At 62.4% G+C, this 16,472-nt stretch carries 8 protein-coding genes; 5 read left to right on the forward strand and 3 right to left on the reverse strand.

Annotation, left to right across the window (positions count from 1 at the left end; translation table 11 throughout):
• Positions 1–469 precede the first annotated feature (469 nt).
• Positions 470–10,486 (forward strand): non-ribosomal peptide synthetase, encoded by a 10,017-nt coding sequence (locus JL05_RS13265; protein WP_033632676.1) that lies wholly within the window; start codon positions 470–472, stop codon positions 10,484–10,486.
• Positions 10,487–10,612: 126 nt separating this feature from the next.
• On the opposite strand, the gene gabD is transcribed toward JL05_RS13265, so the two are convergent.
• Positions 10,613–12,088 carry an NADP-dependent succinate-semialdehyde dehydrogenase gene (gabD, locus tag JL05_RS13270; protein WP_033632677.1) on the reverse strand — a complete coding sequence of 492 codons (1,476 nt, stop codon included), beginning with the start codon at positions 12,086–12,088 and terminating at the stop codon, positions 10,613–10,615.
• Positions 12,089–12,299: 211 nt separating this feature from the next.
• On the opposite strand from gabD, the gene JL05_RS13275 reads away from it, so the two are divergent.
• Positions 12,300–12,515, forward strand: coding sequence for a glycogen synthase (locus tag JL05_RS13275; protein WP_004935234.1), 216 nt, complete (start codon positions 12,300–12,302; stop codon positions 12,513–12,515).
• 37 nt (positions 12,516–12,552) lie between these two features.
• On the opposite strand, the gene JL05_RS13280 is transcribed toward JL05_RS13275, so the two are convergent.
• Positions 12,553–13,467: a pyridoxamine 5'-phosphate oxidase family protein gene (locus JL05_RS13280; RefSeq protein ID WP_033632678.1), complete on the reverse strand. Its 915-nt coding sequence runs from the start codon at positions 13,465–13,467 to the stop codon at positions 12,553–12,555.
• Between the two features lie 4 nt (positions 13,468–13,471).
• Positions 13,472–14,089: a glutathione S-transferase family protein gene (locus JL05_RS13285; RefSeq protein WP_033632679.1), complete on the reverse strand. Its 618-nt coding sequence runs from the start codon at positions 14,087–14,089 to the stop codon at positions 13,472–13,474.
• A 99-nt stretch (positions 14,090–14,188) separates the two neighbouring features.
• Here JL05_RS13285 and JL05_RS13290 point away from each other — a divergent pair, with 99 nt between their 5' ends.
• From JL05_RS13290 to JL05_RS13300, 3 genes are all read left to right on the forward strand, one after another.
• Positions 14,189–15,100, forward strand: a complete 912-nt coding sequence (locus tag JL05_RS13290) for a LysR family transcriptional regulator (RefSeq protein WP_033632680.1) — start codon at positions 14,189–14,191, stop codon at positions 15,098–15,100.
• Positions 15,101–15,247: 147 nt separating this feature from the next.
• Positions 15,248–16,045 (forward strand): alpha/beta hydrolase, encoded by a 798-nt coding sequence (locus JL05_RS13295; protein WP_033632681.1) that lies wholly within the window; start codon positions 15,248–15,250, stop codon positions 16,043–16,045.
• A 1-nt stretch (position 16,046) separates the two neighbouring features.
• On the forward strand, positions 16,047–16,418 hold the full coding sequence (locus JL05_RS13300; protein WP_033632682.1) for a RidA family protein: 372 nt from the start codon (positions 16,047–16,049) through the stop codon (positions 16,416–16,418).
• Positions 16,419–16,472 lie beyond the last annotated feature (54 nt).

Consider the following 16,472-nt stretch of genomic DNA (forward strand, 5'->3'; position numbering starts at 1 on the left):
TTTGTGACTCCCTGTACTGGCATTCAATGGGAGGAAAACTGCATCCTGCAACGAGTATAGGATATTCCGACACCCTACGCTTTGGAATAGCGCAACTGAAAGATGCGTGTTTTCATTTAAGAAGATTCTCTTTTTTATCGTTTTTCCTGCGATGCCTTTAAATTAAATCTATTTATGTTAGATATATTCCTATCTTTGTTTTTAATTTGTTTACAATAGTTATTTTATTTATGAATGAAAAATAAATAATCATTTTGAAATGATAAATTGTTTTTTATGGTATTGTTTTTATTGGCTTTATTTTATTTGTTTTTTTGTGTCTTTATTTTTTACAAAAATAAAATAATATTCGCTCTAACGTTTTTTAAGTTTTCACCTAACAGCTCAGTCGCATAACCGTCACGGTATTTATGTCATGCATAAATATCTATTCATATATTGTTGGAATATATTAAAAGGGAATTGATTCATGGGCGCGATCATCGCTTCACCCTATACCCACACGTTTTGGAATGAATACGTCCTCAATCCACGCTCCTGCGAGTACAACCTGGTGCTGGATCAGACCATTGAGGGGGCGCTGGACGTCGATCGACTGCGCGCGGCGGTCGACGGGGTGTGCCGGGACTATATTCTGTTTCACCATGTCCTCGACGACAGCTCACCGCAATTACGCTGGGTAAAGACGGAGAAGAAAATTGCGTTGGAAACGCTTGATGCCGATTGCGATGTCGGCAAATTAATCAATACGCCGTTCGATCTCCGGGAGGGGCCGCTGTGCCGCTTCTACCTGATTGAGCTGGCGCCGCAGCGCTATAATTTGATCATTGTCGTTCATCACATCCTGATCGACGGCCTGTCCGGCCAGGAGTTCTACAACGCCGTTTCCGCCTATTACAATCGCGGGGCGGCCGTGGCGCCGCCGCAGGCGGATGAAACGGACATTTGTCGATTGTACCGGCGCTATGAGGCGGATATCGCGGCGTTGAAGCAGGACTTCGCTTCCGCGTCATTCTGGGGCGACCGGTTGGCCGAATGCGCCCCGCGGGTAGCGTTGCCTTATCTCCCCGGCGAAGTCCCCGAAGCACCCGGCGCCGGCGAAGTGCGCTTTACGTTGCCGTTCGCCGAGTGGCAGGCGCTGAAGTCCGGCGTCAGGTATGCCAACCCATTCCTGATATTCAAAACGCTGTGGGCGTTGCTGATCGCCCGGCAATCCGCGCAAGACACGGTGCATATCGGTTATCCCGTCGCGCCGGACGGCGGCGAGCCGCTGTTCTTCGGCGCCCAGGTCAACACCGCAGTGTTTCCCTTAACGCTCGCCCCGGAAGCCACGTTCAACCAGCTGTACCGCGCGACGCTGGCCTACAGCAAAGCGCTCAAGGCGACGGGCAAGCTGCGGCACAGCCAATTGCCGGTTTATGACATGCTGAACCTCAGCCCGGTGCGCGAGCTGAACGTCAATTTCACCCAGGCTTACCTGAAAGATGCGCCGCTGGCGCTTGACGGTTGCCGCATCGGCGTCAATCACCGTTACAACGTCGATCTGGCCGGTTCGGAACTGCTGCTGGAGTATCAGCCGACCGAGCAGGCCTTTGAGTTTCGCCTGCGTTATCGGCCCGATCTGTTCGACGCCACGCAAATGGCGGAGATGGCGGAGCAGTATCTCGGGCTATTGCAGCGTGCGCTAACCGAACCGGACGCACCGATAGCCGCGTGGCCGCAGCTCACGGCGCAGCAGGTTTTACGCTGCCGCGACGCTTGGGAGAGCGAGCCGGACACGGCCGACCCAGGGGCGACACTGCTCGACGGCGTGGCCCGCCAGGCGCGCCGTCATCCGGAACGCATCGCCGTAACCGATGCCAACGGTTCGCTCAGTTACCGCCAACTGGCGCAGCGCAGCGATCGCCTGGCGTTACGGCTGCGGGAAGAATATCGCCGGTTGCGCGGCGCCGCCATGCCGCCAGAGACGCTGATCCCGCTGTATCTGCAGCGCAGCGCGGAAGCGGTGGTGGCGATGCTGGCCATCATGAAGGCGGGCGGCGCCTATGTGCCGCTGGATCCCGCGGCGCCGGCGCAGCGCCTGGAATATATTCTGCAAGAGGTGAACAGCCCCATCGTCCTGACGGAAAGCGCATTGCAAGAGGCGGCGCAGCGACTGGCGCCGGACGGCGTTTGCCTGGCGGCGGATGAATCGCTTGTTGATGCGGATGCCGCGAGCCTGCCGAATGTCGAAGCCCGGCAATTGGCCTACGTGATTTACACCTCCGGCACCAGCGGGCGGCCGAAAGGCACGCTGTGTGAACACCGGGGCGCGGCCAACATGGTGCGGGGCCATACGCAGCGTTTGCTGCGCAATGAATCGGGCGCGCTCAACTGCCTGCAGTTCGCGTCGCTGGCCTTTGACGCGCACGTGTTTGAAGTGTTCATGGCCCTGAACAACGGCCACCGGCTGTTCATCGCGGGCGAGGCGCAGCGGCGCGATCCGGCACTGTTGTGCGGCCAAATGGCGGCCTGGGGCATCGAAGCCTGTTTCCTGCCGCCGGCGCTGCTTGGCACCTTGCCTGACCTGCCGGCTTCGGTGCGCTATCTCGCGACCGGCGGCGAGGCGACTGCGCAGGAGGCGCTCGACCATTACCTGGCCTGCGGCATGCAGGTTGCCAATCTGTACGGCCCGACCGAGGCTTCGGTCAGCGTCAGTCTGAATATTTATCGCCGCAACGGCGCGCGCAATATCGGCCACGCCATCGCCAATATGCGTTGCTATGTGGTTGACGAGCATGACAATCTGCTGCCGCTGGGGGCGGAGGGCGAGCTGTGTCTGGCCGGCGTCGGTCTGGCGCGCGGATACCTGAACCTGCCGGCGCTGACGGAAGCCGCATTCGTCGCCAATCCTTTTGAACTGCGTGAGCCTTACCGGCGCCTGTATCGCACCGGCGATCGGGTACGGCGCTTGGCCGACGGCAGCCTGGATTATCTCGGACGACACGACCAACAGATCAAGATCAACGGCTATCGCATCGAGTTGGGCGAGATCGAAATGCAGCTGCGCGCGCTGCCCGAGGTGGCCGAGGCGGTGGTGACCCTGCGCCCCGGCACGACGGACCAACTGGCGGCTTGGTATGTGCCGAAGCCCGGCGCGACGCCGCAGGCCGGCGACATCTTGCAACGTCTGGCGGCGCAGCTGCCGCATTATATGTTGCCGTCGGCGCTGTCGGCGTTGTCGGCGCTGCCGCTGACGGTGAGCCGCAAGGTCGATTACCGGGCATTGCCGGAACCGCTGCCGGTCGAGCGGCAAACGGCGTTTCGCCAACCGGGCACGCCGCTGGAGACTCAGCTTTCTGCATTGTTCAATCGGCTGCTGGGCAGCCATGTCGGCATGGACGACAACTTCTTCCGCCTCGGCGGCAACTCCATTATGGCCATCAGGCTGTGTCACGAAGTGAATAAACTGCCGGGGGCGAAGATCTCGGTGCTGACGTTGAATCAGCATCCGACGGTGGCCGCGCTGAGCGAGCATATCGCCGCTCAACGGCAGGCGCCGTCGGATGAGCCGCCCATCCTCGCCGGCGGGCTGCGGGAGGGGCCGCTGTCGCTTCAGCAGTCGCGATTGTGGTTTGTTCAGCAACTGTCGGCGGGCGCCACGCACTATCTGTCGCCGGTGCTGCTGCGGTTGGCGCCGGACATCGATGACCAACGTTTTGCGGACTGTCTGCAGGCGATCGTCGAACGCCACCAGATCCTGCGTAGCCTGATTCGCCAGAATGAGCGGGGCGAAGCCAGCCAGTGGGTTAGCGACGCCGTGCTGCCGGTGCCTTTGCTGACGGTGAGCGGCGCTGAGTTTGACATGGCGCTGGCGCAGGCCTGCAGCCGGCCGATGGATTTGACGCGCGAGCTGCCGCTGCGCGCCACGCGCTATCGTTACCGCGATGCGGCGGGCGGGGAAACGGCCGTTTGCCTGTTGGTGTTCCATCACATCGTCTTTGACGGCTGGTCGCTTGAGGTGTTGCTGCAGGAACTGGACGCGCGCTATCGGGGCGCGCCGCCTGCGCCGCCGGAGCCCGAGCTGCAATACCTCGACTATGCCTGCTGGCAACAAGCGCCGGAAAATGCGCAGCGCCGGGCCGATGAATTGGCCTTTTGGCGGCGAGAGTTGGCGGGCTGGCAGCCGCTCTCGCTGCCGGTGGATTTTTTGCGGCCGGCGGTCTTCGACGTACGCGGTGACAACAGCGAAGTGCCGCTGCCGGCGGCGCTGGTGAAGGCGCTGGAGGCGTTGGCGCGCCGAGAGGGCGTGACGCTGCATGCCGTGATGCTGGCGGGGTTCATGCTGCTGCTGTCCCGCTACAGCGGTCAGAACGATGTTATGGTGGGCACGCCGCTGGCGAACCGTAATCGCCCTGAGCTGGAGGATCTGATCGGATTCTTTGTCAATACGCTGCCTTTACGCCGGCAGATCGACCCGCGTCAGGGCGTCGCCGAATTTGTGCGAGAGGTTGCAGCCACGACGCTGCGGGCGCAGCAGCACCAGACGCTGTCGCTGGAGGCGCTGGTGGACGCTCTGGCGCTGCCGCGCGACTTTTCGCGGCATCCGCTGTTCCAGGTCATGTTCGCGCTGGAGGGCGAGAGCGGCGCACCGGCGCGTCCGGACTGGCTGTCGGTGGTCGATTTGAGCGCTGATGAGCGCACCGCCAAGTTCGATCTGACGCTCACGCTGACGCTGCAGGGGGAGCAGATGCGCGCGCGCTTCAACTTCGCGTCGGCGCTGTTCAGCAAAGCGTCGATGGATCGGCTGGCCGGCTACTATCTCGCCCTATTGCAACAGATGGCGCGCCACAATGACTGGCCGCTGGAAAATATACGTCTGCAGCCGCAGAGCCCGGCGCTGCCTGCGGCGCCGGCCTTTAGCTATGCGTTTGAACGCTGCCTGCAACAGGACTTCGTGCGGCATGCGCTGCGCAATCCGCAGGCCGTCGCGGTGATCGACGCGCAGGGGGAAATGACGTACGGCGAACTGCATGAGGCGGCGTTAACGCTGGCCACTCAACTGCGTGTGCAGGGCAAGATGACCGGCGACGCCATCGCCGTCGTCGCCGACAAGGGGCGCCGGCAACCGATCGCCCTGTTGGCGGCGCTGATGTGCGGCAAGGCGTTTTTGCCGATGGAGGCGACATGGCCGCCGCAGCGGCGGCTGAAGGTGATGGCGCAGGCCGGCATCAATACGTTGCTCAGCGATGCGCCCTGGGCCTGCGACGAGATCAACCTGGTCGAACTGAATGCCGGCGGGCTGGCGGCGCAGTTGCCGCTGCCGGAGAGGCGTCTGCTGGCGGTGGAGGCCGGTCCTGACAGTCTGGCCTATATCATTTTCACTTCGGGCTCAACCGGCACGCCCAAGGGCGTGGCGATCGAACATCGCAGCGCGGTGAACATGCTGGAAGGCGTTCGGCGGTATTTCGGGTTCAACGAGCGGGATCGCAGCCTGGCGCTCAGCGCGTTGAGCTTTGATCTGGCGATCTTCGATATTTTCAGCCCGTTGAGTGCGGGCGGCGCGGTTGTGATGCCGGCCGAGCGAGATCGGGTCAATCCGCAAGCCTGGTATCAGCTGATGATGACACATCGAGTGACGCAATGGTTGAGCGCACCGGCCCTGATGGAGCTGTTGCTGGACTATGTAAACGGTGCGGGGCTGGCGGCTGGGCCTGCGCCGGCGCTGCGGGCGGTGATGGTGGGGGGCGACTGGATCGCCACCTCGCTGCCGGAACGCTGCCAGGCCTGGGCGCCGCACGTCCGCTTCTGCAGCGCCGGCGGCGCTACGGAGGCGGCGATCTTCACCATGCTGTATGAGGTGCCGCGAGGCGAGAAAATTCGCTCGGTCAGCATCCCTTACGGTAAACCGTTGCCGCACCAGCGTTGCTACATTCTGGATGCCGGACGACGGCCCGCGGCGCCGGGCGTGCGCGGGGAGATCTATCTGGCCGGTGAAGGGTTGGCGCGCGGGTATTACGGCGATCCGCAACGCACCGCCGAGAGTTTCTTCTGGCATGAGGAGCTGCAGGAGCGGGTGTATCGCACCGGCGACGCGGGCCGGTGGCTCGAGGACGGCAATGTGGAGTTTCTGGGGCGTCTCGATCAGCAGGTCAAGCTGAACGGCTACCGCATCGAGCTTGGTGAAATAGAGCATGCCGCGCTTGCCTATCCGGGGGTGACCGCCTGTTGTTGCGTGCTCGTCACCGACCCTCAGCCCTGTCTGGCCGCTTACTTCGTTGCCGATGAGGCGATCGCCCCGCAGGATTTGGCGCAGCATTTGAGCAGCCAACTGCCTCCTTACATGGTGCCGCAGGCGCTGATGCAGCTGGCACAGCTGCCGCTGACCGAAAACGGCAAGATAGCCCGACAGGCGTTGCCGCCGCCGAAAAGGACGGCGCGCGAGTTCGTCGCGGCGCAGAACGAGCGGGAGAACGCTTGCCTGGCGGTGTGGCGCGATCTGTTGCAGCGGCAGGATATCGGCGTGGAGGACAATTTCTTCTCGCTGGGCGGCAATTCCCTTCTGGCGATCCAGGCCTGTTACCAGATCGGTCAGCGGTTGGGGAGCGAGGTGACGTTGAGCGAGCTGGGCCGGTTCCCGACGATCCGTTCATTGTGCCGTGCGTTGCTGCGGCAGGGGCAGGGCGCAGCGCCGATGTCGATCCCGCCGCTGCGGCGGCGCGAGTATCCGCTCTCCGCTTCGCAGCTGCAGCTGTGGTTTATCGAGAACCTGAACGGCGGCGGCAATCTTTATCATGTGCCGATGCTGTTCCGTCTCGGCGAGGAGGTCTGTCTGACGGCTTACGAGCGCAGTCTGCAGGCGGTCGTCGCCCGGCATCAGGTGTTACACAGCCTGATTGCCCAGCAGCCGTCCCAACTCGCCGTTGCCCGAGCCTGTGAACAAACGCTTTCGCTGGAGCGCGTGGCGCTGGAGGCGGCGCGCTGGCCGGACAGACTGCGGCAGGATATCGATCGGCCGTTTGCCCTGGAGAGGGAGTTGCCGATCAGGGCGAGCGTTTACCAGGTGGCGCAGCCTGATGGCGGGCGGGTGACTTACAGCCTGATCCTGGTGCACCACCTGGCGTTTGACGGCTGGTCGCAGCCGGTGCTGCTGCAGGAGTTGGATGCGCTGTATCAGGCGCAGCGGCAAGGGCGGGAGGCTGAGCTGGCGGCGTTGCCGTTGCAATATGGCGACTATGCCGTCTGGCAGCGGCGCTGGCTGGACTCCGCGCTGGCGGATGAGGCGAAGGCGTATTGGCGACAAGCGCTGGATGGGTGGCTGGCGCTGGAGATGCCGCTCGATTTCATGCGGCCGGCGCGCTTCGATCATCGCGGCGCCAATCACGTCATCGCGCTGCCGGAGGCCCTGACGATGCAGGCGACGCAGTTCGCCCGGCGGCAAGGCGTCACGCCGTTTGCGCTGTATCTCGCGGCCTTTAATCTGCTGCTCGGTTACTTCAGCGGCCAGCAAGACATTCTGGTCGGCACGCCGGTCGCTAACCGGCCGGTGGCGGAGACCCGCTCGGCGATCGGATTCTTCGTCAATACGCTGCCGTTGCGCTCGCAAATAGACGATGCGGCGTCGCTGAACGATTATGTGCATCGGGTCTTTGACGGCGTGCTGCAGGCGCAGCGGCATCAGAATTTACCGTTGGATCAGTTGATTGAGCTGCTGCAGGTGCCGCGCGATCTGTCGCGCCATCCGCTGTTTCAGACGCTGTTCGCGCTGGAAGAGGCGGGTGAAGCGCCGGCCTGGCTGGCGCCGCAGGATCTGTTGACACACTATCAGGCGGCCAAATTCGATTTGACGCTGAGCATACAGTTGGCGCCGCAAGGCGGCAGGGCGATCTTCAACTATGCCACCGCCCTGTTTGCACCGGCCACGCTGGCGCTGTTGGGTGAGTATTATCTGACGATCCTCACGCAGATCGTCAATCACGGGGAGCAGCGAGTCAGTCAGTTGGCGCTGGTATCGGCGAGTGAAACGGCGCGGCAGCGCGCTTTCCGTCAATCCTGTCCGCCGGCCTACGATTTCGAACGCGCCATCCATCATGATTTTATCCGTCAGGCCGAGCGCGATCCGCAGCGGGTGGCGATCGTCGATGAATGGGGTGAGCTGAACTATGGTGAGCTGTATCGGCGTGCGTTGGCGCTGTCGTTGCAGCTGCGCGAGCATGCGGATATGCGCGCCGACACCATCGCGGTGATGGTGGACAAAGGGCGGGCGCAAATCATTGCGGTGCTGGCGATCCTGATGGCCGGCAAGGCCTATTTGCCGCTGGACGGCGCCTGGCCGGAGCGCCGCCGCCTGGATATCGTCGCGCAGTCGCAGACCCGGATTATCCTCAGCAGCCGGGCGTGGGCGGCCCACGGTAACGCCAGACTATTGACCATCGATCCGCAAGGTGCGGTCAACGCGTTACCGCCGGCGGCGCCGGGTGAGCCGGTCTTGCCGGCGCCTTCCGCGCTGGCCTATGTGATCTTCACCTCCGGTTCTACCGGCACGCCGAAAGGGGTGGCGATAGAACATCGCGGCGCGGTGAACAGCATCATCGATACCTTGCACCAGCTGGAACTCGGCGCGGACGATCGCGGGTTGGCGCTCAGCGCGCTGAGCTTCGACATTTCGGTGTTCGATATTTTCGGCCTGCTGTCGGTGGGTGGCGCCATCGTGATGCCGACCGAAACCGAACGCTATCAGCCGGAGGCCTGGCATCGGTTGTTGATGACTCAGGGGGTGACCTTCTGGAATTCCGCGCCTTCGGTGATGACGCTGCTGGTGGAGCAGCTGGAGTCCGCCGCGTCGCAGGCGCAGTGGCCGCATTTGCGCAACGTGGTGCTGGTGGGCGAGGTGATCTCGCGTTCACTGCCGGCGCGCATTCGCCAATGGCGGCCAGGGTGCCGGGTAGTCAGCGCCGGGGGCGCGACCGAAAGCTCCATTTGGTCGATTTTGTATGATATTCCGCAAACGCCGATCCTGGCGCCCAGCGTGCCTTATGGCCGGGCGATGGCCCATCAGCGTTTCTATGTGCTGGATCGCCATCTGCGCGTGTTGCCGCCCTGCTTACCGGGGGAGCAGTACATCGGTGGGGCCGGCGTGGCGCGCGGCTATTACCGCAATCCATCGCTGACCGAGGAAAAATTCATCTACCATCCGGAATTGGGGGAGCGGCTTTATCGCACCGGCGATGCCGGGCGCTATTTGCCGGACGGCAATCTGGAGTTCCTCGGCCGTATGGATTTTCAGGTGAAAATCAATGGCTACCGCGTCGAGCTGGGGGAGGTCGAGCAATGTGCGCTGGCGTTCGGCGCGATCAAATCCTGCTGCGCCGTGGTGCTGTCAGAGGCGCATCGGCAGCGTCTGGCGCTGTATTACGTCAGTGAGGCGCCGCTGGAGGAGCCGGCGCTGCTGGCCTTTATGAGCGGGCAATTGCCGCTATACATGCTGCCTGCGGCGTTGGTGCGGCTGGAAGCGTTGCCGTACAACTCCAGCGGCAAGCTGGATCGCAAGGCGTTGCCGGCGCCGACGGCGAATGAGCCGCAGGCCTATGTCGCTCCCGCGAATGCGCTGGAGCAGCAGTTGTGCGCATTGTGGCAGGAGGCGCTGCAGTGCGAGCAGGTCGGCATGACGGACGATTTCTTCCTGCTGGGCGGCACCTCGATCAAGGCGATCTCCCTGTGCGTTGGCATGGGGGCGCTGATGGCCGCGCCGGTGCCGGTGGTGCAGCTGTTGCAAAGCCGCACCCTGAAAAATCTGCTGGCCGCAAGCGAGCGCCGTTTGGTGATGCCGCTTAACCGCCGGACAGACGGCGTGCCCGCGGTGTGGATGATTCACCCGGCGCTGGTGGGCGCGGAGGCGTTTCATGCTTTCGCTCAGCCGTTGCAGGGGAGACTCAATTGCTATGGCGTAGATAACCACAATCTTTACCATCAACCGACCATCGACTCGCTCGGCGAGCTGGCCGAACGGTATCTGAACGACATGATTGCCGCCGGCCTGCTGCAAGGTGCCGGGCCGGTGCGCATTCTCGGTTGGTCGCTGGGGGGCATCATCGCGCTGGAGATCGCCGCTCGCCTGGAGGCGCGCGGCTGCCGTAACGTGCAGCTGTATCTGCTGGACAGTTTCTATCGGCAGACCACGGCGGAGCTGCCGCTGGAGCAACTGTTGCCAGCGCTGGGCATCGAGGGGGAGGCGGCGACACGCGCCATGGCCGCCGGGCAGGCGGAGCGGCGGCTGTCAGAGGGAAGACTGAGCCGCCGATTGCAGACCACGAAAGTGACGCTGTTTAAGGCGACGGAGGGTAACCCGCAGTTGCCGGAGGCGATAACGGCGCCGCTGCTGGCGCTGGAAGATAACGGGCTGGGCGTGGTTTGTGAGCGGCTGCGGGTCATCCCGCTGGCTTGTCACCACCATAATATCTTGCAGTGTGAGGAGGCTATCGGCAACGTACTCAATCAGGACGCCTGATTGGCTCACCGGCTCCGTACAGGCAGGCGGAGCCGGCAAGCCAGGAAGGGGCCGAGGAAGGCGAGGACTAACGCGGTCGCTTTCCTCTGCGCGCGTCAGCGGCAGCCGATATGGATAGCGATCGCATCAGGCACCCAGGCCGCCAAGGCACAGGTATTTGATTTCGAGATAGTCCTCGATGCCGTACTTCGATCCTTCGCGGCCCAAACCGGAGTGCTTCATGCCGCCGAACGGCGCCACCTCGGTGGAAATCAACCCTTCGTTGATGCCGACAATGCCGTACTCCAGCGCTTCGGCCACGCGCATCACTCGGCCTATGTCGCGGCTGTAGAAGTAAGCGGCCAGGCCGAACGGCGTGTCGTTGGCCAGTTCGACGGCGTCGGCCTCCTGGCTGAAGCGGATCAGGGGCGCCACCGGGCCGAACGTCTCCTCGCGGAAGATTTTCGCCGTGCGCGGCACATCGGTCAGGATAGTCGGGGTGAAGAAATTGCCGCCCAGCGCGTCAGGCTTGCCGCCCAGCAGCACCGAGGCGCCGTGCTCGACGGCGTCGGCGATATGCTCGCGCACTTTCTCCACCGCGTCCGGGTTAATCAACGGGCCGATGGTGACGCCGTCATCCAGGCCGTTGCCGACTTTCAGCTTGGCGACGGCGGCTTTCAGTTTGGCTGCGAAGGCATCGTATACGCCGTCCTGCACCAGAAAACGGTTGGTGCAGACGCAGGTCTGGCCGGCGTTGCGGTATTTCGAGGCGACAGCGCCGGCCACGGCGGCGTCCAGATCGGCGTCGTCAAACACGATAAACGGCGCGTTGCCGCCCAGCTCCATGCTGGTTTTCTTGATGGTGGGCGCACACTGGGCCAGCAGCTGCGCACCGACTTCGGTGCTGCCGGTGAAGGAGAGTTTGCGCACGTCCGGGTTAGCGGTGAGTTCGCCGCCGATGCCTTTGCTGGGGCCTGTTATCACGTTGCATACCCCGGCGGGCAGCCCGGCGCGCTCCGCCAGCACGGCGATCGCCAGCGCCGAGAACGGGGTCTGGCTGGCGGGGCGGATCACCCCGGTGCAGCCTGCGGCCCAGCCGGGGCCGGCTTTGCGGGTGATCATCGCCGCCGGGAAGTTCCACGGGGTGATGGCGGCGAACACGCCGATCGGCTCTTTTTGCACGATGATTCGGCGACCGGCCTGGGGCTGTGGAATGGTGTCGCCATACACCCGTTTGCCTTCCTCGGCGAACCATTCGATAAAGGAGGCGGCATAGGCGATTTCACCGCGGCTTTCGGCCAGCGGTTTGCCCTGTTCCGCCGTCATGATGCGCGCCAGATCTTCCTGATTTTCCATCATCAATTCAAACAGCCGGCGCAGCTTGCCGGCGCGCTCTTTGGCGGTCAACGCGCGCCAGGCGGGCAGCGCTTTTTTGGCGGCGGCGATGGCGCGTGCGGTTTCTTCGGCGCCGAAGGCCGGTACGTGGCCGATCCGTTCGCCGTTGGCGGGATTATGAATGGCGATCGAACGGCCTTCCTGGGCCGGCAACCATTGCCCGTCGATGTAGTTGGCCTCGCGGAACAGCGTAGGATCCTTGAGGGTAGCGCAGATACTGGTGCTCATGAGTCTCTTCCTTTGCTGAGTTCAACAGAGTGGTCTATCCCATACGGCTACCCTTTACCCTAGCAAATTTTGCCGCCGCCGTTTGCCCACGCGGCAACAAGATGGTGGTTTTCTTTATGCGCACCTTCTGTACAAAAAATATCCTTCACCGGGCCGATACTGAAAGAGCAGGCATATGACCCTTTTCGATGTAATTAAAAGGAGTGTGCGAATGATGAAATCAGTGGACAGACATCTCGCGGCCTACGGCAGCGAAATGGATTTTTTGGCGTCGAGCATCGCTCTGATGGAATGGCAAGGGCGGCAGATTGACGCCGGGCAGGTGGCCGGCAATATGTCGGAGCAGCAAAGCCGCCTGTTCTTTGCGCGGTTGAATTATTTTCGTCAGCTTTATCAGGCCGCATCGGCGGCCGAACACAGCCTGTAATTTCCGAACCAGCCCCGCTGCAGCGGGGCTTTTCATTTCAGCGCTGCCACACCCCGGTCGCCAGCGTCGCCGGCGAATACTCCAGATTACGCCCCCGCCACGGCAACGCCGCCGTAAAACGCCAGGCGCGGCGAACGTCAAACCGCCAATAGCGCTCTGCGCCTTCAACGCCGGGATGCCCCTGCGCTTGCCAGAGGATCTGCGTTTCCCCCTGCAGATGCAGCACGTCACCGCGTTCAAAATCGATGAACAGCAGCGCCGCCCGCGGTTCGGCCAGCAGATTGCCCAGCGTGTTCATATAGCGGTTACCGCGAAAGTCCGGCATCCACAGCGTGTCACCTTCCAGATGGATAAAGCCGGGGCGGCCGCCGCGATGGGAAATATCGACGCCGCCCTGCGCCAGTGCCAGGTGCGCGCAGCTGGCAACGAAGCTGGTATCCGCGGTGCGGATCAGCGCCTGCGCCGCCGCATCGAGCGAGGCTAAATGCTCAACCGGCTGTGGCCGGCTGTCCACCGGGTAGAGTTCACGGCGCTGAATATACTGCGGGCAGTTACCGAAGCTTTGCTGAACGACGATCTCCACCCGGTTTTTGTCGGTGCGGCCGACGGTGCCGTTGGCGCGGTTGCGCCGCCGGTTGCTGAAATCCAGCCCGAGCGCGCCGACCGGTTTGCCGGGCAGCAACAGCGCCTGGGCGGGATCGTCGCTGCGACGCGGCGCGCTGATACGCAGGTGCGTGTCGTCCGGCGTGCGTAAAAATCCGGGCGGGCCGGTGAACAGGGTGGCGATGGGCCAGCCTTGTTCATCCAGCGTGGCGACGAACAGGTAGGGCAGCGCGGCGAAAAACGCGCGGTGCTGATCCGGCATCGCAGGGTAGATGCCACCGCCTACGCCGCCAAACCCGGCCAGCGTCTGCGCGCGCAGCTCATCGGGATGGAACAGTTGCGGGATCATGGCCTCAGTTCCCCGCCGGTTCCGGCAGGGCCGGCATGGCAAAGAAGCCGGGCAGTGCAGCGATGCGCGCCGCCCAGCGACGTATCGCAGGGTAAGGCGCCAGCGAAATGCCGCCTTCGGCCGCGACCGCCACGTAGCTGTGGCAGGCCAGATCGGCGATGGTCGGGTGTTCGCTGGCCAGGTAGTCCCGCTCGCTCAGATGCTGTTCCATCTGCGGCAGGAAACGATCGCTGACCGCCCGCGCCGCCTGATAGTCCTCCGGCACCGCGAACTGGGCGATCAATCGGCAAGAGGCCGGGCCGTAGCGAACTTCACCGGCGGCTTTGGAAAGCCAGGCCTGCACCCGCGCCGCCGCGGCCGGCTGTTCCGGCAGCCAGTGGCTGTCCGGCGCATAGCGTTTCACCAGATAGACCAGAATGGCGTTGCTGTCGGCCAGCGTCAGATCGCCGTCCTGCAAGACCGGGATCTGGCCTAACGGGTTGAGCCGGCGAAAGGCTGCGCTCTGCCGCACCTCCGCCGAGGCTTCGACCCATGCATAGGGCTGCGCCAGCATGCGCAGCAACAACGCTACGCGGTGAACGTGGCCGGAAAGCGGGGTGCCGTAGAGTGTGATGGTGGACATGGCGTTTCTCCTCAGTGCTTTTTTTTCAGCATACTCTTGCGGTGAATGAGAGGAATCCGGCAATGTGGAAATTGATAATTTCACTTATCGGAAGAGTCTATGGATCGGTTAGACGAGTTGGCCATCTTCGTGGCGGTGGTGCAGCAGGGCAGCCTGGCGGCGGCCGGGCGCAAACTGCGGCGTTCGGCGCCGGCGATCACCCGGGCGATCGCCGCACTGGAACAGCGTTTTGGCACCCGATTGGTGGAGCGCACCACCCGGCGGCTGGCGCCTACCGAAGCGGGCGCGCGGCTGTTGGAGCGCGCGCAACAGCTGCTGCAGGATTATCAGGCGGTGGTGCAGGATACCGCCGAAGCACAGCTGAGCGGCTTGCTGCGCGTTACTTCGCCGGTGCAGTTCGGCCGCCGCTACGTGGCGCCGGTGGTGATGGCGTTTCTCGATGACTACCCGCAGATGCAGATCGAAATGGTGTTGAACGATCGCAATCTCGATCTGATTGACGAAGGGTTGGATATCGCGGTGCGCATCGGTCATCTGCAGGACTCTTCCCGCGTGGCGCGGCGGCTGGGGCAGGTCAGCCGGGTGACGGTCGCCAGCCCGGATTACCTGGCGCGCTGCGGCGAGCCGCGATCGCCGGCGCAGCTGGCGGAGCATGCCACCATCGTCGGCACCCAGCGGCCGTCGCTGCGCGAATGGCGCTTCGGCCCGCAGGAAAACGGCGAGCGCGTGCGATTGGCTCCCCGGCTGTTGCTCAACGACGTGGAAGCGCAACTGCTGGCGGTGCGCGCCGGCAAGGGCGTCGCCCGGTTGCTCTCGTATCAGGTGGCGGACGATTTGGCCGCCGGTACGCTGGTGCGGCTGTTGACGGATCATGAGCCGTTGCCGATGCCGGTACAGCTGGTGGCGCAGCAGGCGCAGCACATGCCGCTGAAGGTGCGCGCCTTTTGGGATTATGCATTTGAACGGCTCAGCGCCTTGCCGCAAATTCAGCCGGACGGGCGGGGGAAATAAGCGCAAAAAGTTTCATGGGTTAAACTTTTTCATTATTCATCAGGTTTTATTTTACCGGGCGCGCATTGCTGATGCGCCCGTCTTGACAATAATTTTGCCGGTGCTAATAGTTAATTTACATTTTAAATAATAAACGAAGTTTAATATATGAAACCACTTGCGGGGAGTTATGATAACGGCGCCACGGTGGATAATGAAGCGGCTATTTTGACTTCATTTCAAACTCGCAGCGCGTCTGTTTATAAACAGACGCGCCATGAAAATAATATTGCTTATGGCAACGGCGAACGCGAAACATTTGATTGGCTCTATTCTGCCAAGCCGCATCAGGGGACGTTAATTTTTATTCACGGCGGCTATTGGCAATTCTGCGATAAGGCGGATTTCGCCTTTATCGCCGCCGGGCCGTTGGCGTTGGGTTTTGACGTGGTGCTGGTGGAATATGCGCTGGCGCCCGCGGTGGATCTCGACGAAATATGCCGACAGATCGGGATGGCGCTGGATGCCATTCAGCGCCGCCTGCCGCCGCACTACGCCCATCCGGTTTATCTGTGCGGCCATTCCGCCGGCGGGCATCTGGCGGCGCTCTGGCAGCAGCATGCGTTGGTGGATGCCGTCTTTCCCATCAGCGGCCTGTTCGAGCTGGCGCCGTTGCAACAAAGCTATGTCAATCGGGCGCTGCAGCTGAGCGCGCGGCAAATTGAAACGCTCAGCCCGGCGCGCCGCCTGCCGAGGCGCGGCAAACCGCTTACGCTGTATTACGGCGCATTGGAGCTGCCGGAACTGAGAGGTCAGTCGCAACACTATCATGCAGCGCTGCGCCAACGCGGGCTGCCGGCCGATCTGGTCGCGGTGCCCGGCGCCAATCATTTTACCATTCTGGATGCGTTGTTCGCCGCCGACGGCGCGCTGCTTCACCAACTTAACCACCACGGGAACCACTGACATGCGCGAGATCGTAGAGACCGGGCTGCCGGAGATCGGCCAGCCTTTTTCCTGGGCCACCCGGGGCGGTGGCATGCTGTTTACCGCTCACGGCCCGGTGCGGGCGGACGGCAGCATCGACACCGGCGCGCCGGAGCGACAGATTACGCTGACCTTCGATAATCTGGCGCAGACGCTGGAAGCGGCGGGCAGCCACAGCGATAAGGTGATGCAGGTGATCGTGTATCTCACCGACGTCAACGACGTTAAATTACTCGATGATATTTACCGGAAATACTTTAATTATCCTTATCCCAATCGCTCCACGGTCATTGTCGAAAAATTGGTGGTGCCGGGAATGAAAATAGAAATTACCGTCAGCGCCATCGCCTGATTTAATTTCTTCTTAAGTCAGTCTTCATATTAATTCAATAACGAGTTAAGGATG

Source organism: Serratia nematodiphila DZ0503SBS1, from assembly GCF_000738675.1.
In the GTDB taxonomy this organism is placed as follows: domain Bacteria; phylum Pseudomonadota; class Gammaproteobacteria; order Enterobacterales; family Enterobacteriaceae; genus Serratia; species Serratia nematodiphila.

Bases quoted from the DNA above. Each gene is read 5' to 3' on its own strand.
- gabD (WP_033632677.1), bottom strand. From the start codon at position 12,088: ATGAGCACCAGTATCTGCGCTACCCTCAAGGATCCTACGCTGTTCCGC.
- JL05_RS13295 (WP_033632681.1), top strand. From the start codon at position 15,248: ATGAAACCACTTGCGGGGAGTTATGATAACGGCGCCACGGTGGATAAT.
- JL05_RS13275 (WP_004935234.1), top strand. From the start codon at position 12,300: ATGATGAAATCAGTGGACAGACATCTCGCGGCCTACGGCAGCGAAATG.
- JL05_RS13290 (WP_033632680.1), top strand. From the start codon at position 14,189: ATGGATCGGTTAGACGAGTTGGCCATCTTCGTGGCGGTGGTGCAGCAG.
- JL05_RS13280 (WP_033632678.1), bottom strand. From the start codon at position 13,467: ATGATCCCGCAACTGTTCCATCCCGATGAGCTGCGCGCGCAGACGCTG.
- JL05_RS13265 (WP_033632676.1), top strand. From the start codon at position 470: ATGGGCGCGATCATCGCTTCACCCTATACCCACACGTTTTGGAATGAA.
- JL05_RS13300 (WP_033632682.1), top strand. From the start codon at position 16,047: ATGCGCGAGATCGTAGAGACCGGGCTGCCGGAGATCGGCCAGCCTTTT.
- JL05_RS13285 (WP_033632679.1), bottom strand. From the start codon at position 14,089: ATGTCCACCATCACACTCTACGGCACCCCGCTTTCCGGCCACGTTCAC.